The organism is Pseudomonas sp. B5(2017) (genome assembly GCF_002112825.1).
In the GTDB taxonomy this organism is placed as follows: domain Bacteria; phylum Pseudomonadota; class Gammaproteobacteria; order Pseudomonadales; family Pseudomonadaceae; genus Aquipseudomonas; species Aquipseudomonas putida_Z.
In genome coordinates, this window is record NZ_NEIR01000005.1 from 243419 (window position 1) to 265529 (window position 22111).

Below are 22111 nucleotides of genomic sequence, written 5' to 3' on the forward strand. Positions count from 1 at the left end.
TGAGTCAGTGCGCCCAACGCAGTTGCGTGGGCAAAGGGGCTACAGGATCCGGCTCGGGCGCAGCGCCCGGGGCCGACAGAACACGGTTGAGCACTTCGCTTTCCAGCGCGGCCAGGCGGTGCGAACCACGCGCCCGAGGCCGTGCCAGGTCGACAGTGAGGTCGAGCCCGACCTCGCCGTCCTCGATCAGGATCACCCGGTCAGCCACGGCGACTGCCTCACTGACATCGTGGGTAACCAGCAACACGGTGAAGCCGTGCTGACGCCACAGGCGTTCGATCAGTTGCTGCATCTCGATACGGGTCAATGCATCCAGCGCACCGAGCGGCTCGTCCAGCAGCAGCAGGCGCGGCTGGTGAATCAGCGCCCGGGCCAGGGCCACACGCTGCTTCTGGCCACCCGACAGAGCCGCCGGCCACTCATTGGCGCGGTCGGCCAGGCCAACCGACTCCAACGCTTCCAGCGCACGCGGGCGCCAGTCGCCAGAGAGGCCCAGGCCAACGTTGTCGATCACCTTCTTCCATGGCAGCAGGCGCGCGTCCTGGAACATCAGGCGGGTTTCTTCGCGGGCCTGCTCCAGCGGCGCGGCACCGGCCAGCAACTGGCCTGCAGTGGGCTGGTCGAGACCGGCCAGCAGGCGCAGCAAGGTGCTCTTGCCGCAGCCACTACGGCCGACGATGGCGACGAACTGGCCGGCAGGAATATGCAACTCGATACCCTTCAGTACCTCGCGCTGGCCAAAGGTCTTGCGCAGGCCGCTGGAAGCCAGCGGGATGCCACGCAGCAGGCGTGGCGGCTGTTCTTTGAGTACGGTCATGCGCCCTCCTTCTTCGCCACTTGATAGGCCGGGTGCCAGCGCAGCCACACACGCTCCAGGCCGCGGGCGGCGAGGTCGGCAAGCTTGCCGAGCACCGCATACAGGACGATGGCCAGCACCACCACGTCGGTCTGCAGGAACTCACGGGCGTTCATCGCCAGGTAACCGATGCCGGCATTGGCCGAAATGGTTTCGGCAACGATCAGGGTCAGCCACATGAAGCCCAGGGCAAAGCGCACGCCTACCAGGATCGAAGGCAATGCCCCGGGCAGGATCACCTGGCGGAACAGGCTGAAGCCGGACAAGCCATAGCTGCGCGCCATCTCCACCAGCGCCGGGTCGACGTTGCGGATGCCGTGGTAGGTGTTCAGGTAGATCGGGAACAGCGTGCCCAGCGCGACCAGGAAGATCTTTGCCGACTCGTCGATACCGAACCACAGGATCACCAGCGGGATCAGCGCCAGGTGCGGCACGTTGCGGATCATCTGCACCGAGCTGTCGAGCAGGCGTTCGCCCCAGTTCGACAGGCCGGTGATGAAGCCCAGCACCAGGCCGATGCTGCCACCGATGACGAAGCCCAGCCCGGCACGCCAGCCACTGATGGCCAGGTGGGTCCAGATCTCGCCGCTGCGCACCAGCTCGACGCCGGCGCTGACCACGGCGCTGGGCGCGGGCAGGATGCGCGTCGACAGCCAGCCGGCGCTGACCGCCAGCTGCCAGGCAGCCAGCAGCAGTACCGGCAGCGCCCATGGCGCCAGGCGCTGGCCAAGGTTGTTGGAAGTTGCACGACTCATGGCCTGGCCCTCAGCTCTGCGCAACGGACTTGGGCAGGATGTCGTTGGCCACCATTTCGCCAAACGGGCTCACATAACCACCGGTCTTGGCTTGCTCCGGGCGTTGCACATCCAGGTGCGGGAACAACAGCTCGGCCACCCGGTACGACTCTTCCAGGTGCGGGTAGCCGGAGAAGATGAAGGTATCGATGCCCAGCTCGGCGTATTCCTTGACCCGCGCCGCGACGGTCGGGCCATCCCCCACCAGCGCGGTACCGGCACCACCACGCACCAGGCCGACACCGGCCCACAGGTTGGGGCTGACTTCCAGCTTGTCACGGTTGCCGTTGTGCAGGGCGGCCATGCGTTGCTGGCCGACCGAGTCGAAGCGCGCCAGCGAGGCCTGGGCGCGAGCGATGGTGTCGTCGTCCAGGTGCGAGATCAGCTTGTCGGCAGCGGCCCAGGCTTCTTCGTTGGTTTCCCGCACGATCACGTGCAGGCGGATACCGAAGCGCACTTCGCGGCCCTGGGCGGCGGCTTTCTCACGCACCTGGGCAATTTTTTCAGCGACCGCACTCGGCGGCTCGCCCCAGGTCAGGTACAGCTCGACCTGCTCGGCGGCCAGGTCCTGTGCGGCTTCGGAGGAACCGCCGAAATACAGTGGCGGGCGTGGTTGCTGGATCGGCGGGTAGAGCAGCTTGGCGCCCTTCACCTGGATGTGCTTGCCGTCGTAGTCGACCACCTCGCCTTCCAGCACCTTGCGCCAGATACGGGTGAACTCCACAGAGGCTTCATAACGTTCCTGATGGTTCAGGTGCAGGCCGTCACCGGCCAACTCGTCCGGGTCGCCACCGGTCACCAGGTTGAACAGCGCGCGGCCGTTGGACAGGCGATCAAGGGTTGCTGCCTGGCGTGCCGCCACGGTCGGCGAAATGATCCCGGGGCGCAGGGCGACCAGGAACTTCAGGCGCTGGGTCACCGGGATCAACGATGCCGCGACCAGCCAGGAGTCCTCGCAGGAGCGCCCGGTAGGGATCAGCACGCCACCAAAGCCGAGCCGGTCGGCCGCCTGGGCGATCTGCTGCAGGTAGCCATGGTCGACGGCACGCGCGCCATCGGAGGTGCCCAGGTACTTGCCGTCACCGTGGGTAGGAAGGAACCAGAAGATGTTAAGGCTCATTGGAGTTGTCTCCTCAAGGGGGCTCAGCCAGGGCGGCGCCCCGGCGCAGGCAAATCAATCAAGGCGCACTGGCGACCTTGGCCGGGGGTGTCCAGATCACGTCCTTGACGCTCAGCGGCTTGGGAATCAGCTTCAGTGCCTGGAACGTGTCGGCGATCTTCTGTTGCGCGGCTACCACTTCCGGGGTGAGCGGCGCGGCACCGTAGCCTTGGCGCTTGACCGAGGTCAGGGTGATGTCGGCAGGCAGGCCGAGCAGCGGCGCGACCTGGTCGGTCACTTCCTGCGGGTTGGCCTGGGACCATTGACCTACGGCACGCACTTCTTCGATCAGGGTGTTGATCACCGCCGGGTGCTGGGTCGCGTAGTTGCGGGTGGCCAGGTAGAACTGATGGTTGTCGACCAGGCCCTTGCCGTCACGCAGGGTATGAGCCTGCAGCTGTTTCTCGGCGGCAGCCTGGTACGGGTCCCAGATCACCCAGGCGTCCACGCTGCCGCGTTCGAAGGCGGCGCGGGCGTCGGCCGGGGGCAGGTACACCGGCTGGATGTCGCTGTATTTCAGGCCGGCGTCTTCCAGGGCGCGAACCAGCAGGTAGTGAACGTTGGAGCCTTTGTTGAGGGCGACTTTCTTGCCCTTGAGGTCTTTGACCGACTGGATCGGCGAGCCCTTCGGCACCAGGATCGCCTCGCTGTGCGGCGCTGGCGGCTCGTAGGCGACGTACAGCAGGTCGGCACCGGCGGCCTGGGCGAACACCGGCGGGGTTTCACCGGTGACGCCAAAATCGATGGAGCCGACGTTCAGCCCCTCAAGCAGCTGCGGGCCGCCGGGGAACTCGGTCCATTGCACCTGCACGCCCTGCTCGGCCAGGCGCTTTTCCAGTGTGCCCTTGGCCTTGAGCAGCACCAGGGTGCCGTATTTCTGGTAACCGATACGCAGGCTCTCGGCCTGGGCTTGGGTGATGGCGCCGAAGGACACAGCCGCCGCAAACAGGGCGACCAGACCGCGACGCAAGAAGACTGTGCGCATGGCGCTCTCCTGTGCGAGTGGGTTCGGGTTGCACCTGCTTGCCTCGTTGTCGGGCGAGTAAGGTGGTAAAGCGGGTTGGGCCGGTCAGATGCTCCAGCGAGCACTGATCAGGCGTTCGTTCAATACGCCGGGGGCCACGGGGCGCGGCCGACGGGCCAGTGCAACGTGGAAGGTTTCCAGCGCGTCCTGCAGGCGTTCTTCCAGCGCCGCTACCAGCTGCGCGGGCCTGGAGCCTTCTGCGTAGGCGACCTGGCTGTCGTCGGCGAAGATCCCTTGCAGGGTCTCTTGCGCCTTGAGTGCCGACAGCACGGGTTTCAGTGCGTAATCCACCGCCAGCATGTGGGCGATGCTGCCGCCGGTGGCGATCGGCAACACGATCTTGTGTGCCAGGGCGCGTTCGGGCAGCAGGTCGAGCAAGGTTTTCAGGGCACCGGCGAACGAGGCCTTGTAAACCGGCGTGGCGACGATCAGGCCATCGGCCTGGGCCACCAGCTGCTGGAAGTGCTGCACCTGCGGGCTGTCGAATCGGGCGTGCAGCAGGTCTTCGGCGGGAAAGTCACGTACCTGGAATGTCACTACCTCGACGCCACGGTCCTGCAGCCACTGGCGAGAACGCTCCAGCAGCACGCCGGAGCGTGAACGGGTACTGGGGCTACCACCGATTGAGACGACCAGCATTGCAGCGCTTCCTTGTGTTCTGTTGGAGGTGACATTAACAGTCGCCGCATATATCTAGAAATCATATTTTTTCATTTGTTTATTCCATTTTTATCAATCTCCTGTTTTGGCCCTTTCGCGGGTAAACCCGCTCCCACAGGGACCGTACAAGGCCTAGGACTTGCACTATCCCTGTGGGAGCGGGTTTACCCGCGAAGAAGCCCACGCAGTTTCAGCAGGCAAAAAAAAGGGCCGTCGAAACGGCCCGAATATCCCTGCTTTGGCTAAGAGCAATGCAACGAGGAATCCTTTAACGATTGGGCTGCGGGGTCAGCCGCAGATAGGGTTTGACCGCCCGGTAACCTTTGGGGAAGCGCTGCTTGATCTCTTCCTCGTCCTTCAGCGAGGGCACGATCACCACGTCGTCACCGTCCTGCCAGTTACCTGGCGTGGCGACCTTGTGGTTGTCGGTCAGCTGCAGCGAGTCGATCACCCGCAAGATTTCGTTGAAGTTGCGCCCGGTACTGGCCGGGTAGGTGATGGTCAGGCGCACCTTCTTGTTCGGGTCGATGACGAACAGCGAGCGCACGGTCAGGGTGTCGCTGGCGTTCGGGTGGATCAGGTCGTACAGGTCGGACACCTTGCGGTCGGCGTCGGCAATGATCGGGAAGTTGACCACGGTGTTCTGGGTTTCGTTGATGTCATCGATCCAGCGGTGGTGCGAATCGACCGGGTCCACCGACAGGGCGATGGCCTTGACCCCGCGTTTGGCGAAATCGTCCTTCAGCTTGGCGGTAAGGCCCAGTTCGGTGGTGCACACCGGGGTGAAGTCGGCCGGGTGGGAGAACAACACCCCCCAGCTGTTACCCAGCCACTCGTGGAAGCGGATCTTGCCTTCGCTGGAATCCTGTTCGAAATCGGGGGCGATATCGCCGAGTTTTAGGCTCATGGGCTGCGGCTCCTGTGCTGGGTTCTGTACCGTGTGGGTTCAATGTGCCTGCATTCGATTAAAAACAAAAAGAATAAATACTGATTTGTTTATAACCATAAGGCATACGAAATCGCAGACACAAAAAAGCCTCGCACTAGGCGAGGCTCCTTGTTCAGCTACGCTTACAGGAAGTTGTAAGTGTAGTTCACGATGAAGCGAGTCTGGTCTTTGTCACCGATGCTTTCGCCGCTACCACGGTAGACACCCTGACGCAGGCTGAAGCCCAGGCCTTTGAGGGAGCCTTGCTGAATGGTGTAGTCGACGCGTGCGTCACGTTCCCATTCGTTGTAGCTGCCGTCGCCCGACTTGTTACGGATGTCGTCACCACGCAGGTAGGCCACCGAAGCCTTCAGGCCTGGAACGCCCAGGGACGCGAAGTCATAGGAGTACTGACCGAAGGTGGTGTTCTCACCGGCACGAGCGAACTGGTTGATCATGCTGTCGGTGAACAGGTAGAAGCTTGCGCCGCCATTGCCTTCCAGCGAGGAAGTGGCGCCGTCCTTGCGGACGCTACCTTGGTTCAGCCAGACGAAACCACCATCGTCACCCACTTGCTGGTGACCGAGCATCAGCGCGTGGCCACCCAGGGTGTAGGTGAACATGGCGCTCCAGGTCTTGTTGTCGACCTCGCCCCCGTTCTTCGCGTAGCCACCGTTGTTGTCGAAGGCGTAACCGGTCTCGCCATTCTTGCCGTCGCTGCGGCTATCGAAGTAGCGCAGGTCGGTCTTGAACGACTGGTTGTCGGCGATCTTGAAGACGTGGGTAGCACCCAGGAAGTGCTGCTTGTAGAAGTCTTCCAGGTTCGAGTAGTAGTACTGCAGGGTCAGGTCTGGAGTGAGCTTGTAGTCACCACCGGCGAACTGGAACTTGTTGCTGTCGCGGAAGGCGCCAGAAACGGAAAGACCGGTACGGTTGCTCGAAGCACGACCCATGGCGTGGGTCAGTTGACCTGCGTTGAAGGTCAGGTTGTCGATTTCCTTCGACTGGAGGGTGCCGCCCTCGAAGGTCTGCGGCAGCAGACGGCCATCGTTGGAGACAAGGATCGGCAGCATAGGCGCCAGGGCGCTACCGTAGTGGACCTCGGTCTTGGAGAAGCGAGCCTTGGCGTTACCACCAATGCGTGCCCAGTTGTGGACTGCCGAACCATCGGAGTCGCTTGGGAAGAAGGTGTTGTTGGCATCTGGGCGGCTACCACGGCCACCATCCAGGTGAATGCCCCACAGTGCCTGAACGTCGACACCAAAACCTACGGTGCCTTCGGTGAAGCCAGACAGGTAGTCGAGCTTGAAGCCCTGACCGCTTTCTTTCTGGTCGATACCGCTTTCGCGGTTGTCGTCGTTGAAGTACATGGTGCGCGAGCTGAGCGACAGTTTGCTGTCTTCAACGAAACCGGCAGCGCCTGCTTGTTGGGCGAGAACCCCCAGTGCCACGGCCAGGGCCAGGCTGGACTTGTACATGTTTTGCTCCTCTACGTTCTAATTCTTGTGTATCTCTGGCGGTGGGATCTGCTGCCCCGCTCACCGTGGATTGGCGATTTAGTCCCAAAGCGTGACCGTTTAGTCAATCGTTTCTAAACGTTTCGCGACTTTGGTCTAAGACGCCACCTGCGCTACAGGATAATGACAATCCTATAAATCCAAAATGACCGTTTTATGAATTGGTAAGATTTTTAAGGAATATGTTAGGAACTGTTACTGCGATTCGTTAGCAGCAGCTCGCTTTTCATAACCGCTGGTTATTTGCAAACGTTTGCTCATAACCTAATTCCGTATCGTTCTATCGGGACGAAAAAGCCTAGCAGCACTCTCGGATTTCGCCATTGAGCGAAATCACCGGCCCTCCCTGCTAACGCGCCCCCTGTAGGAGCGGCCTTGTGTCGCGATGGGGTGCGAAGCAGCCCCAAAATCTCAGCTAACGCCGCATAAATTGCCGGGGCCGCCTTGCGGCGCATCGCGACACAAGGCCGCTCCTACAGGGATCGCGTAAAGGCAGGCGGTGATTTCAAACAATTGGCTCCTAAGCTAATGCAAAAAAGTTATTTATTTTACTTTTCTTAGATCATTTAGCCTTCTCGCCATCCATCACATCGATTGCCTGACGAGAGGTTCACCATGATCCCGCACGCTCCGCTGCGCCTGTTCGCCGCCCTGACCCTCGCCAGCGCCAGCTGGTTGGCCCAGGCTGCCGACCTGACCGTGGCCTATCAGACCACCGTCGACCCGGCCAAGGTGGCGCAGGTCGATGGCAACTACGAAAAAGCCAGCAAGGCCAGCATCGACTGGCGCAAATTCGACAACGGTGCCGATGTGATCACCGCCGTAGCCAGCGGTGATGTACAGATCGGCTACCTGGGCTCCAGCCCGCTTGCCGCCGCAGCCACCCGCAAGCTGCCGGTCGAGACCTTCCTGATCGCCACGCAGATTGGCGCCGGTGAAGCACTGGTCGCCCGCGACAGCATCAAGACGCCGCAAGACCTGGTTGGCAAGAAAGTCGCCGTGCCGTTCGTCTCCACCGGCCACTACAGCCTGCTGGCAGCGCTGAAGAGCTGGAACATCGACCCGTCCAAGGTGCAGATCCTCAACCTGGCGCCGCCGGCGATCATTGCCGCCTGGAAGCGCGGCGACATCGACGCCACCTACGTCTGGGACCCGGCCCTGGGCGTGGCCAAGGAAAACGGCAAGGTGCTGATCACCTCCGGCGAGCTGGCCGAGAAAGGCGCACCGACCTTCGACGCATGGATCGTGCGCAAGGACTTTGCCGCCAAGCACCCCGACGTGGTCAAGGCCTTTGCCAAGGTCACCCTCGACGCCTACGCCGACTACCGCAAGAACCCGCAAGCCTGGCTGGCCAACCCCGACAACGTGAGCAAGCTGGCCAAACTGTCTGGCGCCAAGCCTGCTGACATCCCGGTGCTGCTGCAGGGCAACGTCTACCCGCTGGCCGCCGACCAGGCCAATGCACTGGGCGCACCGACCACCCAGGCGCTGACCGACACGGCCACCTTCCTCAAGCAGCAAGGCAAGGTCGACGCGGTGCTGCCGGACTACTCCCCGTACGTCAGCGCCCAGTACCTCCCCAACTAAGCCTGTAGAAAACCGACCGGAGCCTGCCATGGCCTTGCTCGAACTGGAGCGCATCAGCGCACAGTACCCCGGTGCCGAAACCCCGGTACTGGCCGACATCAACCTGAGCCTGGGGCCACGCCAACTGCTGGTGGCCCTGGGGCCTTCCGGCAGCGGCAAGACCTCGCTGCTCAACCTGATCGCCGGCTTCGTCGCCCCCAGCGGCGGGCGCATCACCCTGGACGGCGTGCCCGTCCAGGGCCCCGGCGCCGAGCGCGGCGTAGTGTTCCAGGACGATGCGCTGCTGCCCTGGCAGAACGTGCTGGGCAACGTCGCATTCGGCCTGGAACTGGCCGGCGTGCCCCGCGCCGAGCGTGAAGCCAAGGCCCGTGAAATGCTGGCCCTGGTCGACCTCGACGGCTTTGGCGAGCGGCGTATCTGGCAATTGTCCGGTGGCCAGAAGCAGCGCGTGGGCCTGGCCCGGGCGTTGGCAGCCGACCCACGGGTGTTGCTGATGGACGAGCCGTTCGGCGCACTTGATGCCTTCACCCGCGAGCAGATGCAGGAGTTGTTGCTGCAGGTATGGCAACGCACCGCCAAGCCGGTGTTCCTGATTACCCACGACATCGAAGAAGCAGTGTTCCTCGCCAGCGAGCTGGTGCTGCTGGCGCCCAACCCGGGGCGCGTGGTGGAGCGCCTGCAACTGGACTTCGGCCAACGCTACGCAGCCGGTGAACCGGCGCGGGCGATCAAGTCCGACCCGGCCTTCATCGAAACCCGCGAGCACGTACTGGCGCGGGTGTTCTCCCAACGTCAAAGCCTGCAGGAGCGCGCATGAGCAGCCTGGACCTGCCGGTCGCCGGCAAACGCAACACCCAACCCCGGTCAGCCACCAAGCTGCGCCGCCCCCTGCCCACCCGCTGGATCAGCACCCTGACCCTGGCCAGCCTGCTGTTGGCCTGGTGGCTGGTGACCGCGGCCGGCTGGATCGAGCCGCTGTTCCTGCCCTCGCCCGCCGACATCCTGGCCAAGGCCGGGACCCTGCTGACTCAAGGCTACATGGATGCCAGCCTGTGGCAGCACCTGGGTGCCAGCCTGGGGCGCATCGGCGTGGCCCTGCTTGCCGCCACCCTCACCGCCATCCCGGTGGGTATCGCCATCGGCTACAACCGCGTGGCCCGCGGCATTCTCGACCCGCTGATCGAGTTCTACCGGCCGATCCCGCCGCTGGCCTACCTGCCGCTGATCGTCATCTGGTGCGGCATCGGCGAGCTGTCCAAGGTGCTGCTGATCTACCTGGCAATCTTCGCCCCCATCGCCATCGCCACCGCCACCGGCGTGCGCACGGTCGACCCGGCCAAGCTGCGTGCCGCGCAGTCGCTGGGCGCGACCAAGGCCCAGCTGATCCGCCACGTGATCCTGCCCAGCGCCCTGCCCGACATCCTCACCGGCATCCGCATTGGCCTGGGGGTTGGCTGGTCGACCCTGGTGGCCGCCGAGCTGATCGCCGCCACCAGCGGCCTGGGCTTCATGGTGCAGTCGGCGGCGCAGTTCCTGGTTACCGATGTGGTGGTACTGGGGATCCTGCTGATCGCGCTGATCGCCTTCGCCCTGGAAATGAGTCTGCGTGCCCTGCAACGCAAACTGGTGCCTTGGCACGGACAGAGCCACTGAATCCTGTTGACCACGCCAGCAGCCTGGCGCCTGATTGAAGAGACCGACATGAGCCTGACCATCACCCCCCTCAGCCCGGCGCTTGGCGCCCAGGTCAGCGGCGTGGACATCAGCCGCGATATCACCGTCGAAGAACGTGACGCCATCGAGCAGGCGCTGCTGCAACACCAGGTGCTGTTCTTCCGCGACCAGCCGATCAACCCGCAGCAGCAGGCACGTTTTGCCGCCCACTTCGGCGACCTGCACATCCACCCGATCTACCCCAACGTGCCGGAAACCCCGCAGGTGCTGATCCTCGACACGGCGGTTACCGATGTGCGCGACAACGCCGTGTGGCACACCGACGTGACCTTCCTGCCGACCCCGGCCCTGGGCGCGGTGCTCAGCGCCAAGCAGTTGCCGGCCTACGGCGGCGACACCCTGTGGGCCAGCGGCATCGCTGCCTTCGAAGCCTTGTCGGCGCCGCTGCGCGAGCTGCTCGACGGGCTGACCGCTACCCATGACTTCACCAAGTCGTTCCCGCTGGAGCGCTTTGGTACCACGCCGGAAGACCTGGCGCGCTGGGAAGCAACCCGGCGCAACAACCCGCCGCTGTCGCACCCGGTGGTGCGCACGCATCCGGTGAGCGGGCGCAAGGCGTTGTTCGTCAATGAGGGGTTCACCACGCGCATCAATGAGCTGAGCGAACTGGAAAGCGAGGCACTGTTGAAGCTGCTGTTTGCCCATGCGACGCGGCCGGAGTTCAGCATTCGCTGGCGGTGGCAGGAGAATGACGTGGCGTTCTGGGACAACCGCGTGACCCAGCATTTTGCCGTGGATGACTACCGACCGAACCGGCGGGTGATGCATCGGGCGACCATCCTTGGGGATGCGCCCTTCTGACAGGGACCTGGGGAGGCCTTCGGCCTCCTTTCGCGACACAAGGCCGCTCCTACAGGGGAACGCGATTTCCTGTAGGAGCGGCCTTGTGTCGCGATGGGCCGCAAGGCGGCCCCAGCAATCTAGCGGACCAGATGCAGGTACTGCATGTGCCGTTCGTACTGGTCGAGGATGTCGTTGATGATCTGCTCCTTGCTGTAGCCCACCAGGTCATAGTTCTGGCTGCCTTCGCTCAGGTGCACCTCCGCCCGGTAGTAACGGCGGTTCTTCAACTCTTGCGTACCCAGCCCACCCAGGGCGAACGATGGCGTGAAGTAGCCACGCATCTGCACCTGGTAAATGAACGGCTGTTCCTCGCCATGGCCAATCTTCAGGCTGACGTTGTCGTGGCTCGGGTCGTCCTGGGTAATCAGCACCAGGCCCTTCTGCTCGAACACTTCACGCACATCGGCAATTGCCGGGCGCACCACGTCGTCCATGAAGCGGTACACCTCATCACGCGACGGGAAGTGCACCGCCTGGCTCAGGCGCTGGCGCCAGCCACCACGGCCGCGGCGTGACTGGGCGAACGGGGCCAGCGAATGCATCTGCGCGATCTGCCGTTGCGACTCCAGGTAGAACGCCTTGTGCAGCCCCCACATCATGCACAGCAGGATCAGCGAGAACGGCAGCGAGGTCAGCACCACCGCCGATTTAAGCGAATCGATGCTGCCGGCGAACAACAGCGCACTGGTGATCAGCGCCGTCATCGCGCCCCAGAAGATGCGCAGCCAGTTCGGCCCGTCCTCGTCTGCATCACCACCCTTGGCCGACAAGGTCGACAGCACCACGGTGCCCGAGTCGGCCGAGGTGACGAAGAACACGAAACTGATGAACACCGTCATGGCGATCACCGTCTTGCTCCAGGGGTAGGTCTCCAGCAGCAGGTACAGGCTCATCGACGGGTTATCCAGCGCCGACTGGCCCAGCGCGGTCATGCCGTGGTTGATGACCTGGTCCAGGGCGCTGTTGCCGAAGATCGACATCCACGCCAGGGTAAAGCCCAGCGGAATCAACAGCACACCAAAGACGAACTCGCGGATGGTGCGGCCACGGGAGATGCGGGCGATGAACAGGCCCACGAACGGCGCCCAGGCAATCCACCAGGCCCAGTAGAACACCGTCCAGCCGCCCAGCCAGTCGCGGTTCTCGCCGTAGGCATAAACGTCGAAGCTCTTGCGCGGCAAGGCACCCAGGTAGTCACCGAGGTTCTGGATCAGCGTGTTGAACAGGTGCTGGGTAGGCCCGGCGAACAACACGAACAGCAACAGCGCGCAGGCCAGGAACAGGTTGATGTCGCTCATCACCCGCACGCCCTTCTCCACCCCGGCCACGGCCACGGCCACCGCTGCGCCCATCATCAGGGTGATGAGCAGCACTTGCACCCACTGGCTGTGGTCGATGCCGAACAGGTAGTCGAGGCCGGCGTTCAGGTGCAGCACGCCAAAGCCCATGTCGGCGCCCAGGCCGAACACCGTGGCGATGATGCCGAAGCCGTCCACTGCATAACCGATCGGCCCGTTGATGCGCTTGCCGATCAGCGGGTACAGCGCCGAACGCAATGCCAGCGGCAGGTTGTGCCGGTAGGCGAAGTAGGCCAGGGCCATGCCGACGAAGGCGAACACGCCCCAGCCATGCAGGCCCCAGTGCAGGAACAGGATCTGCATCGCCTGGCGCCCGGCCTCGGCCGTACCCGCTTCGCCCTGGGGCGGCTGCAGCATGTGGGTCAGGGGTTCGGACACGCAGAAGAAGAACAAGGTGATGCTGATGCCGGCGGCAAACAGCATGCCGGCCCACGACAGGTAACTGAACTCGGGCTCGTCGTGGTCGGCACCGAGCTTGATCTTGCCGTAGCCGGACAAGGCGGTGACCACCACGAAGACCAGGTACAGCGTCATCGCCAGCATGTAGTACCAGCCGACCGTGTTCGCCGCCCAGTTCTGCGCCGCCAGCAACCATTCGCCTGCTGCTTGCGGGAAGGAAATAACCACCAGGCCGAAGATGAGGATGAAACTTGCCGCGAAATAGAACACCGGGGGGTTCATGCGGATCTTGCCATTGGCAAGGGAAGGGGTCGGTGCACTCATTGGGGGCGCACCTCGTCGAATGACGTAAGGCTCGGAATGAACGGGTTCAGCAAAGGAATCCTCCTGTTGAACACCGGCAGCGGACCAGCGTTTTTTCATTGAACAAGCGTTCAAGTTAAACATGGATCGGATTTCAATGCGAATTGGGGCGCTGATTGGTGCCCTCCTGTTCCGGCCCTTTCGCGGGTAAACCCGCTCCCACGGGGGCCCTGTGGGAGCGGGTTTACCCGCGAAGAGGCCGGTACAGGCCAAGGAAATGCCAGATCAGTTCTTGTCCTGGCAATCCAGCTGCAGGTTGGCCTGGGTAATGTTGCTCTCGGCCGGCACACTTCGGGTCAGCCACACATTGCCGCCAATGGTCGAGCCTTTGCCGATGGTGATCCGCCCCAGCACCGTAGCCCCGGCATAGATCACCACATCGTCCTCGACGATCGGGTGGCGTGGCAGGCCCTTGTGCAGGGTGCCCGATTCATCGCTGGGGAAGCGCTTGGCGCCCAGGGTCACTGCCTGGTAGATGCGCACGCGCTCGCCGATGATCGCGGTTTCGCCGATCACCACGCCGGTACCGTGGTCGATGAAGAAGCTCGGGCCGATCTGCGCCCCGGGGTGAATGTCGATCCCCGTGGCCGAATGCGCCAGCTCCGAGCTGATCCGCGCCAGCAGCGGCAGGCCGGCCTGGTACAGGTGGTGCGCCAGGCGGTGGTGGATGATCGCCAGGATGCCTGGGTAGCACAGCAGCACTTCATCGACACTGCGCGCCGCCGGGTCGCCGTGGTAGGCGGCCAGCACATCGGTGTCGAGCAGCACGCGCAGGCCCGGCAGGGCGGCGGCGAAGCCCTGCACCAGGCTCAGCGCATGGGCATCGACGCCGGCCAGCTCGCCCTTGCTTTGCCGTGCGGCGTAGCGCAACTCCAGGCGGGCCTGGGCCAGCAAGGCGGTCAGCGCGGCATCCAGGGTATGGCCGACGTAGAAGTCTTCGCTTTCTTCGCGCAGGTCGACCGGGCCAAGGCGCATGGGGAACAGTGCGCCGCACAGTTGCTCCAGGATGTGCCGCATCGCTTCGCGTGAAGGCAGCTCACGCCCGCCCTGCTCGCCGCTGCTGCGGCCATTGCGGGTACGCCATTGCTCACGGGCACCGCGCAGGCCGGTGACGATGCTCTGCAACTGCCAGTGCCCGGGTGAAGGTTGTTCGCTCACGGTTTTCTCCTGCCTGAGTAGGCCAAACTCATTTTTATTTGCAGGTCCGGCCTCTTCGCGGGCTCGCCCGCTCCCACTGGGACTGCAAAAATTCCAAGCCCAGTGCAGTACCTGTGGGAGCGGGCGAGCCCGCGAAAGGGCCGGACCTGCCTACATGCAATCCACTCTACGGCAAATCCATCTCTTGGAAAAAACAACGCTTTATTCCATCCTGCGCTAAGTCAGGCATAAGCCGCGATGACGGAGCAGGCAACCTCGCCTACCCTCAAAGCAGCCAGCACCTGGCAAAAACAAAAAAGGGAATAACAAAATAATTTTTTAGTATTTCCTGGCCTAAGCAGCCGACCCTATAGTCGCCACCCACCACTTACACAACAAGCGCGGGGCTCTGAAATGTCGAAATTCGCCAAACCGCTACTCAACGCCAGCCTGGCACTCCTGCTGGGTGCCGGCCTGCTCGGCCAGGCCTTCGCCGGCGAGCAGCTGAAGACCATCCAGGAAAAAGGCGTGATCAACGTCGGCCTCGAAGGCACCTACCCACCGTTCAGCTTCCAGGACGAAAACGGCAAGCTGACCGGCTTCGAAGTGGAACTGTCCGAACTGCTGGCCAAGGAGCTGGGGGTAAAGGCCAAGGTGCAGCCGACCAAGTGGGACGGCATCCTCGCCGCACTGGAGTCCAAGCGCCTGGACGTGGTGATCAACCAGGTGACCATTTCCGAAGAGCGCAAGAAGAAGTATGACTTCTCCGAGCCTTACACCATCTCCGGCATCCAGGCGCTGATCCTGAAGAAGAAGGCCGAGCAGCTGAACATCCACAAGGCCGCAGACCTGGCCGGCAAGAAGGTAGGCGTGGGCCTGGGCACCAACTACGAGCAATGGGTCAAGAAGGACGTGCCGCAAGCCGATGTGCGCACCTATGAAGACGACCCGAGCAAGTTCGCCGACCTGCGCAACGGCCGCATCGACGCCATCCTGATCGACCGCCTGGCCGCGCTGGAATACGCGCAAAAAGCCAAGGACACCGAACTGGCCGGCGATGCCTTCTCGCGCCTGGAAAGCGGCGTGGCCCTGCGCAAGGGCGAGCCGGAACTGCTGGCAGCGATCAACAAGGCACTGGACAAGCTCAAGGCTGACGGCACGCTGGCCAAGCTGTCCGAGAAATACTTCGGTGCCGATGTCACCAAATGATTGCTGAAAGCCTGCAACTCGTTGTCGACTCCGCGCCCTTCCTGCTGAAGGGCGCGGGTTATACAGTGCTGCTCAGTGTTGGCGGCATGTTCTTCGGCCTGCTGCTGGGCTTTGCCCTGGCACTGATGCGGTTGTCGAAGATCTTGCCGCTGAACTGGCTGGCGCGGGTCTACGTGTCGTTCTTCCGCGGCACGCCGCTGCTGGTGCAGCTGTTCGTCATCTACTTCGGCATGCCGCAGATCGGCATCGAGCTCGACCCGATCCCGGCCTCGCTGATCGGCCTGTCGCTGAACATGGCCGCCTACATCTGCGAAATCCTGCGCGCGGCGATTTCCTCGATCGACCGTGGCCAGTGGGAAGCCGCCGCCAGTATCGGCATGACCCGCGTCCAGGCCATGCGCCGGGCGATCCTGCCCCAGGCCTTGCGCACCGCACTGCCGCCGTTGGGCAACAGCTTCATCTCGCTGGTCAAGGACACCGCCCTGGCGGCGACCATCCAGGTGCCCGAGCTGTTCCGCCAGGCCCAGCTGATTACCGCGCGCACCTTCGAAGTGTTCACCATGTACGTGGCGGTGGCGGTCATCTACTGGGTGCTGTGCAGCATCCTCGCGCACTTCCAGAACCGCATGGAAGCGCGAGTCAACCAGCATGACCAGGAGCATTGAGCATGATTGAAGTCAAAGGCCTGACCAAGCGGTTCAAGGGCCAGACCGTGCTCAACGGTATCGACCTGACCGTGCAGCCCGGCGAAGTGGTGGCCATCATCGGCCCCAGCGGCTCGGGCAAGACCACCTTCCTGCGTTGCCTCAACCTGCTGGAAACACCCGATGCCGGGCAGATCCAGATTGGCGACATCAGCATCGACGCCAACCGCCCGCTGGGTGGGCAGCAAAGTGCGATTCGCCGCTTGCGCCAGCAGGCCGGGTTCGTGTTCCAGAACTTCAACCTGTTCCCTCATCGCACCGCCCTGGAAAACGTGATCGAGGGGCCGGTGATCGTCAAGAAGACGCCCCGCGAGCAGGCCATCGAACTGGGCCGGCGCCTGCTGGCCAAGGTTGGCCTGGCGGGCAAGGAAGATGCCTACCCGCGGCGCCTTTCCGGTGGCCAGCAGCAACGGGTGGCCATCGCCCGCGCCCTGGCCATGGAGCCGGAGGTGATCCTGTTCGACGAACCGACCTCGGCGCTGGACCCCGAACTGGTGGGTGAAGTGCTGGCGACCATCCGCGGCCTGGCCGAGGAGAAGCGCACCATGATCATCGTTACCCACGAGATGAGCTTTGCCCGAGATGTGGCGAACCGGGTGATCTTCTTCGACAAGGGCGTGATCGTGGAACAGGGCGAGGCCAAGGCGCTGTTTGCGGCGCCGAAGGAAGAGCGTACCCGGCAGTTCTTGCGCAAGTTCCTGGGGACTGCTGCCTCCGAATAGGCACGCACATACACAGATCCCTGTAGGAGCGGCCTTGTGTCGCGATGGGGCGCGCAGCGGCCCCAGGCTTTCAGCATTACTGCCGAGATTGCCGGGGCTGCTTTGCAGCCCTTTCGCGACACAAGGCCGCTCCTACACCGATCGCGCCTGCCTGGAACAGACACTCTCCTCCTTCCATCTATACATATTCCAAAGAGTTAGTTCATAAACTTTTTATAAAGCATTAGGGTATATAAACCGGACCACCGGACCAGCACACATCTGTCGCGATCAGCTGTAGCGGCATTACTTTTTTGTGAGGTCAGGAATGGTCAGGATCACAATCACCCCAGTGCGTAACGCCAGGGCATTGAGTGCAGCCAAGGAGCGGTACTGATGTCCAGCCAACCCAATACCCAATTCCACAGCGATCTCGACAGCTCGCCCCTGCTGCTGCCGGCCAAGGTACTGCGCAACGACGCCGAAGCCCTGCAAGCGGCCCGCGAACTGGCCGAGGTCGCCCGCGAGCAGGCCGCCCGCCGCGACCAGCAACGCAAACTGCCATGGGCCGAGATCGAACTGTTCACCCGCAGCGGCCTGGGCAGCATCAGCGTACCCAAGGCCCATGGCGGCCCCGATGTGTCATTCGAGACCGTGGCCGAAGTGTTCCGCCTGATCAGCGCCGCCGACCCGGCCCTGGGGCAGATCCCGCAGAACCAGTTTGGCATGCTGCAACTGCTGCGCCTGACTGCCACCGAGGCGCAGCAGGCGGTGATCTTCCGCAGCGTGCTCGATGGCTGGCGCATCGGCAATGCCGGCCCCGAACGCGGCACCAAGGACACCCTGACCCTCAAGGCCAGGATCACCCGCGTCGGCGACAGCTATCGCATCAGCGGTGAGAAGTTCTATTCCACCGGCGCCCTGTTCGCCCACTGGGTGGCGGTCAAGGCACTGGACGACGAAGGCCGCCAGCGCCTGGCATTCGTGCGCCGAGGCAGCCCGGGGCTGCGCATCGTCGATGACTGGTCCGGGTTCGGCCAGCGCACCACTGCCAGCGGCACCGTGCTGCTCGACCAGGTACCGGTGGATGCTGACCTGGTGATCGACAACTGGCGCCAGCGCGACATTCCCAACATCCAGGGCGCTGCCTCGCAGCTGATCCAGGCGGCGATCGATGCCGGCATTGCCGAAGCGGCGATCGAAGACGCCATCAGCTTCGTGCGCGAAAAGGCCCGGCCATGGATCGAGGCCAAGGTCGACCGCGCCAGCGACGACCCCTATGTAATCGCCGACATCGGCCGCCTGAAGCTCGAGCTGCACGCCGCCGAAGCGCTGCTGCGCAAGGCCGCGCGAGTCCTCGACGAGGTCAACGCCGCGCCGATCGATGCAGCAAGCGCGGCGCGGGCCTCGATCGCGGTGGCCGAAGCCAAGGTGCTGACTACCGAGATTGCCCTGCAGGCTAGCGAAAAGCTGTTCGAGCTGGCCGGCAGCCGCGCCACCCTCGCCGAGTTCAACCTTGACCGCCACTGGCGCAATGCACGGGTGCACACCCTGCATGACCCGGTGCGCTGGAAGTACCACGCGGTTGGCGCTTACCACCTCAACGGCACCTTGCCCGCGCGGCATTCCTGGATCTGATTTGTGGGCCTTGGGGCGGCTTTGCAGCCCATCGCGACACAAGGCCGCTCCTACAAGGGATCGCGTACCTCCTGTAGGAGCGGCCTTGTGTCGCGATGGGCCGCAAAGCGGCCCCAAGGCCCCGGAGAAACACCATGACTACAAACATCATCACCAGCGACACCGAAGCCCTGAACGTCGCCGAAGAAGTCGCCCGACACCTGCGCCGCGACAGCGCCCTGCGCGACCGCGAGCGCCGTCTGCCGCACGCCGAACTGGAACTGTTCACCCGCTCCGGCCTGTGGGCCATCAGCGTGCCCAAGGCCTTCGGCGGCGCCGGCGTGTCCAACGTAACCCTGGCCAAGGTCATCGCCCGCATCGCCCAGGCTGACGGCTCGCTCGGGCAAATCCCGCAAAACCATTTCTACGGCCTGGAAGTGCTGCGGGTAAACGGCACACCCGAACAGCAACAGCGCCTGTACGCCGAAGTACTGGCCGGCAGCCGCTTCGGCAACGCCCTGGCCGAACTGGGCACCAAGACCGCCAACGAGCGCACCACTCGCCTGACCCACGACGGCGATGGCTTTCGCATCAACGGCCGCAAGTTCTACTCCACCGGCGCTATCTACGCCCAGCGCATTCCCACCTCGGTGGTCGATGAACAGGGCGTGCAGCACCTGGCCTTCGTCCCGGCCGACAGCCAGGGCCTGCAGGTGATCGACGACTGGAGCGGCTTCGGCCAGCGCACCACCGGCAGTGGCTCGGTGGTATTCGACAACGTGTACGTCAGCGCCGCCGACGTGGTGCCGTTCCAGAGCGCCTTCGAACGCCCCACCCCGGTCGGCCCGCTGGCGCAGATCCTTCATGCCGCCATCGACACCGGCATCGCCCGCGCCGCATACGAAGATGCCCTGCACTTCGTGCGCACCCGCAGCCGCCCCTGGGTCGACTCCGGCCTGGACAAGGCCAGCGATGACCCGCTGACGCTGAAAAGCTTCGGCCACCTGGCGATCCGCCTGCACGCCGCAGAAGCCTTGCTGGAGCGCGCCGGCGAATACCTGGACCGCGCCCGCGACGACAGCACTGCCGACAACGTGGCCGCCGCCTCCATCGCGGTGGCCGAGGCCCGTGCCATCAGCACCGAGATTTCCCTCGCGGCCGGCACCACCCTGTTCGAACTGGGCGGTAGTCAGGCCACCCTGGCCGAACACAACCTCGACCGCCACTGGCGCAACGCCCGCGTGCACACCCTGCACGACCCGGTGCGCTGGAAGTACCACGCCATCGGCAACTACTACCTCAACGATGCCAACCCACCACGCCGGGGGACCATCTGATGGCCAAACAGATCCTGCTCAATGCCTTCAACATGAACTGCATCGGGCACATCAACCACGGCCTGTGGACCCACCCACGGGACACCTCGACCCAGTACAAGACCCTGGATTACTGGACCAGTCTGGCGCGCCTGCTGGAGCGCGGCCTGTTCGACGGGCTGTTCATCGCCGACATCGTCGGCACCTACGACATCTACGGCCAGTCGCTGGACGTCACCCTCAAGGAGTCGATCCAGCTGCCGGTCAACGACCCGCTGCTGCTGGTCTCGGCCATGGCCGCCGTCACCCGTCACCTGGGCTTCGGCCTTACCGCCAACCTCACCTACGAAGCGCCGTACCTGTTCGCCCGGCGCCTTTCCACCCTGGACCACCTGAGCAATGGCCGGGTGGGCTGGAACATCGTCACCGGCTACCTCGACAGCGCTGCCCGGGCCATGGGCCTGACGCAGCAACCCGAGCATGACCGCCGCTACGACCAGGCCGACGAGTACCTGCAGGTGCTGTACAAGCTGCTGGAAGGCAGCTGGGCCGACGATGCCGTGGTCGCCGACCGCCAGCAGCGCGTCTATGCCAGGCCCGACAAGGTGCGCAAGGTCAACCACCAGGGCGAGTTCTACAAGGTCGACGGCTACCACCTGTGCGAGCCCTCGCCGCAACGTACACCGGTACTGTTCCAGGCCGGCAGCTCGCAGCGTGGCCTGGCCTTCGCCGGCAACCATGCCGAATGCGTGTTCATCAGTGGCCAGGACAAAACCGCCACCCGCGCCCAGGTCGACAAGGTGCGCGCCGCCGCCCAGGCCGCTGGCCGCGACCCGCAAGCGGTCAAGGTGTTCATGGGCATCACGGTGATCGTCGCCGCCACCGAGCAGCAGGCCCAGGCCAAGCATGCCGAGTACCTGCGCCATGCCAGCGCCGAGGCCGGGGTCGCGCACTTCGCAGCGTCCACCGGCATCGACTTCGCCGCCTACGCCCTGGACGAGCCGATTGCCTTCAGCCAAGGCAACGCCATCCAGTCGGCCACGCGCCAGTTGCAGGACAACGCCTGGACCCGCCGGCGCCTGCTGCAGCAGCACGCCCTGGGTGGCCGTTACGTGACCCTGGTCGGCGCGCCCGAGCAGGTGGCCGAACAGCTGATCGCCTGGATCGATGAAACCGGCCTGGACGGTTTCAACCTGACCCGCACCGTAACCCCGGAAAGCTTCGAGGACTTCATCGACCTGGTCATCCCGCAGTTGCAACAGCGTGGCCGCTACAAGACCGCCTACGCCGAAGGCACCCTGCGCGAAAAACTGTTCCAGGCCGACCACCCGCATTTGCCCGCCGACCACCCTGGCTCGGCTTACCGCTTTACCTCTACCCCTGCCCCGACTGGAGCCCTGCACCATGCTTGATAAACTGTTCCGGCCCGTCGCGGCCATTGCCCTCACCCTCGGCCTGTCCGCCAGCGCGCTGGCTGCCGAGCCGCTGAAGATCGGCACCACCTCGGCCTTTGCCATCCCGCTGGAAGCCGCAGTGGAAGAAGCGCACAAGCAAGGCCTGGAAGTTAAGCTGGTCGAGTTCAGCGACTGGATCGCACCCAATGTCAGCCTCAACAGCGGCGACATCGACGTGAACTACTTCCAGCACATCCCGTTCCTGGAAAACGCCAAGGCGGCTGCGGGCTTCAACCTGGTGCCCTACGCCCCGGGCATCATCAACAACGTCGGCCTGTACTCGAAAAAGTACAAGAGTTTCGCCGACCTGCCCGAAGGTGCCAGCGTGGCCATCGCCAACGACCCGATCAACAGCGGCCGTGGCCTGCAGCTGCTGGCCAAGGCCGGGCTGATCACCCTCAAGCCGGGGGTCGGCTACAAGGCCACCGAGGACGACATCGTCGCCAACCCGAAGAAACTGAAGATCCTTCAGGTCGAGGCCGTACAGCTGGTACGCGCCTATGACGACGCCGACCTGGTGCAGGGCTACCCGGCCTACATCCGCCTGGCCAACAGCTTCGACGCTGGCTCCGCTCTGCTGTTCGACGGCCTGGAGAACAAGGAGTACGTGATTCAGTTCGTCATTCGCCCGCAAAGCAAGGACGACCCACGCCTGGCCAAGTTCGTCGACATCTACCAGCACTCGCCAGTGGTGCGCGCAGCCTTGGACAAAGCCCACGGCAAGCTCTACCAGGCCGGTTGGGAGGGCTGA

At 63.8% G+C, this 22111-nt stretch carries 20 protein-coding genes; 11 read left to right on the plus strand and 9 right to left on the minus strand.

Annotated features, from left to right (window positions below):
• Positions 1–4: 4 nt before the first annotated feature.
• The 7 genes from ssuB to CAG00_RS09940 form a co-directional block, all read right to left on the minus strand.
• Positions 5–817 carry an aliphatic sulfonates ABC transporter ATP-binding protein gene (gene ssuB, locus CAG00_RS09910; protein WP_013970450.1) on the minus strand — a complete coding sequence of 271 codons (813 nt, stop codon included), beginning with the start codon at positions 815–817 and terminating at the stop codon, positions 5–7.
• Complete coding sequence (gene ssuC, locus CAG00_RS09915; RefSeq protein ID WP_039614250.1) at positions 814–1611, minus strand: aliphatic sulfonate ABC transporter permease SsuC; 798 nt, start codon at positions 1609–1611, stop codon at positions 814–816. Before ssuC ends, ssuB begins: the two co-directional genes overlap by 4 nt.
• A gap of 10 nt (positions 1612–1621) precedes the next feature.
• Complete coding sequence (ssuD, locus tag CAG00_RS09920) at positions 1622–2770, minus strand: FMNH2-dependent alkanesulfonate monooxygenase (protein WP_025337326.1); 1149 nt, start codon at positions 2768–2770, stop codon at positions 1622–1624.
• Between the two features lie 58 nt (positions 2771–2828).
• Entirely contained in the window at positions 2829–3794 is a 966-nt protein-coding gene (locus tag CAG00_RS09925) for a sulfonate ABC transporter substrate-binding protein (protein WP_085664168.1), read from the minus strand.
• Positions 3795–3878: 84 nt separating this feature from the next.
• Positions 3879–4472, minus strand: coding sequence for an NADPH-dependent FMN reductase (gene ssuE, locus CAG00_RS09930; RefSeq protein ID WP_024087992.1), 594 nt, complete (start codon positions 4470–4472; stop codon positions 3879–3881).
• A 289-nt stretch (positions 4473–4761) separates the two neighbouring features.
• Positions 4762–5400, minus strand: coding sequence for a peroxiredoxin (locus CAG00_RS09935; protein ID WP_013970445.1), 639 nt, complete (start codon positions 5398–5400; stop codon positions 4762–4764).
• Between the two features lie 164 nt (positions 5401–5564).
• Positions 5565–6899, minus strand: a complete 1335-nt coding sequence (locus tag CAG00_RS09940) for an OprD family porin (RefSeq protein WP_025337324.1) — start codon at positions 6897–6899, stop codon at positions 5565–5567.
• Between the two features lie 654 nt (positions 6900–7553).
• On the opposite strand from CAG00_RS09940, the gene tauA reads away from it, so the two are divergent.
• From tauA to tauD, 4 genes are read left to right on the plus strand one after another with little or no spacing between them, the layout of a single operon-like run.
• Positions 7554–8525 (plus strand): taurine ABC transporter substrate-binding protein, encoded by a 972-nt coding sequence (gene tauA / locus CAG00_RS09945; protein ID WP_075044315.1) that lies wholly within the window; start codon positions 7554–7556, stop codon positions 8523–8525.
• A 28-nt stretch (positions 8526–8553) separates the two neighbouring features.
• Complete coding sequence (tauB, locus tag CAG00_RS09950; RefSeq protein ID WP_075044314.1) at positions 8554–9342, plus strand: taurine ABC transporter ATP-binding subunit; 789 nt, start codon at positions 8554–8556, stop codon at positions 9340–9342.
• Complete coding sequence (gene tauC / locus CAG00_RS09955; protein WP_085618356.1) at positions 9339–10178, plus strand: taurine ABC transporter permease TauC; 840 nt, start codon at positions 9339–9341, stop codon at positions 10176–10178. Before tauB ends, tauC begins: the two co-directional genes overlap by 4 nt.
• A gap of 48 nt (positions 10179–10226) precedes the next feature.
• The gene (gene tauD / locus CAG00_RS09960) at positions 10227–11060 is read left to right on the plus strand and encodes a taurine dioxygenase (RefSeq protein ID WP_085664216.1); all 834 of its coding nucleotides are present in this window, start codon (positions 10227–10229) and stop codon (positions 11058–11060) included.
• A 119-nt stretch (positions 11061–11179) separates the two neighbouring features.
• Here the strand turns inward: tauD and betT are convergent, their stop codons facing one another.
• Both betT and epsC read right to left on the minus strand, forming a co-directional pair.
• On the minus strand, positions 11180–13141 hold the full coding sequence (betT, locus tag CAG00_RS09965) for a choline transporter BetT (protein ID WP_176240871.1): 1962 nt from the start codon (positions 13139–13141) through the stop codon (positions 11180–11182).
• Positions 13142–13447: 306 nt separating this feature from the next.
• Entirely contained in the window at positions 13448–14380 is a 933-nt protein-coding gene (epsC, locus tag CAG00_RS09970) for a serine O-acetyltransferase EpsC (RefSeq protein WP_085618358.1), read from the minus strand.
• 393 nt (positions 14381–14773) lie between these two features.
• On the opposite strand from epsC, the gene tcyJ reads away from it, so the two are divergent.
• The 7 genes from tcyJ to CAG00_RS10005 all read left to right on the plus strand — a co-directional run bounded on the left by tcyJ (position 14774) and on the right by CAG00_RS10005 (position 22111).
• Complete coding sequence (tcyJ, locus tag CAG00_RS09975; protein WP_003257420.1) at positions 14774–15568, plus strand: cystine ABC transporter substrate-binding protein; 795 nt, start codon at positions 14774–14776, stop codon at positions 15566–15568.
• Positions 15565–16233, plus strand: coding sequence for a cystine ABC transporter permease (gene tcyL / locus CAG00_RS09980; RefSeq protein WP_025337317.1), 669 nt, complete (start codon positions 15565–15567; stop codon positions 16231–16233). Before tcyJ ends, tcyL begins: the two co-directional genes overlap by 4 nt.
• 2 nt (positions 16234–16235) lie before the next feature.
• Positions 16236–16994 carry an L-cystine ABC transporter ATP-binding protein TcyN gene (gene tcyN / locus CAG00_RS09985; protein ID WP_013970435.1) on the plus strand — a complete coding sequence of 253 codons (759 nt, stop codon included), beginning with the start codon at positions 16236–16238 and terminating at the stop codon, positions 16992–16994.
• A 375-nt stretch (positions 16995–17369) separates the two neighbouring features.
• Positions 17370–18611 (plus strand): SfnB family sulfur acquisition oxidoreductase, encoded by a 1242-nt coding sequence (locus CAG00_RS09990; RefSeq protein ID WP_025337316.1) that lies wholly within the window; start codon positions 17370–17372, stop codon positions 18609–18611.
• Positions 18612–18745: 134 nt separating this feature from the next.
• Positions 18746–19927: an SfnB family sulfur acquisition oxidoreductase gene (locus tag CAG00_RS09995; protein ID WP_085664170.1), complete on the plus strand. Its 1182-nt coding sequence runs from the start codon at positions 18746–18748 to the stop codon at positions 19925–19927.
• Positions 19927–21318 carry an LLM class flavin-dependent oxidoreductase gene (locus tag CAG00_RS10000; protein ID WP_085618362.1) on the plus strand — a complete coding sequence of 464 codons (1392 nt, stop codon included), beginning with the start codon at positions 19927–19929 and terminating at the stop codon, positions 21316–21318. The genes CAG00_RS09995 and CAG00_RS10000 overlap by 1 nt, the downstream gene beginning before the upstream one ends.
• Positions 21311–22111 carry a MetQ/NlpA family ABC transporter substrate-binding protein gene (locus CAG00_RS10005; RefSeq protein ID WP_085664171.1) on the plus strand — a complete coding sequence of 267 codons (801 nt, stop codon included), beginning with the start codon at positions 21311–21313 and terminating at the stop codon, positions 22109–22111. Before CAG00_RS10000 ends, CAG00_RS10005 begins: the two co-directional genes overlap by 8 nt.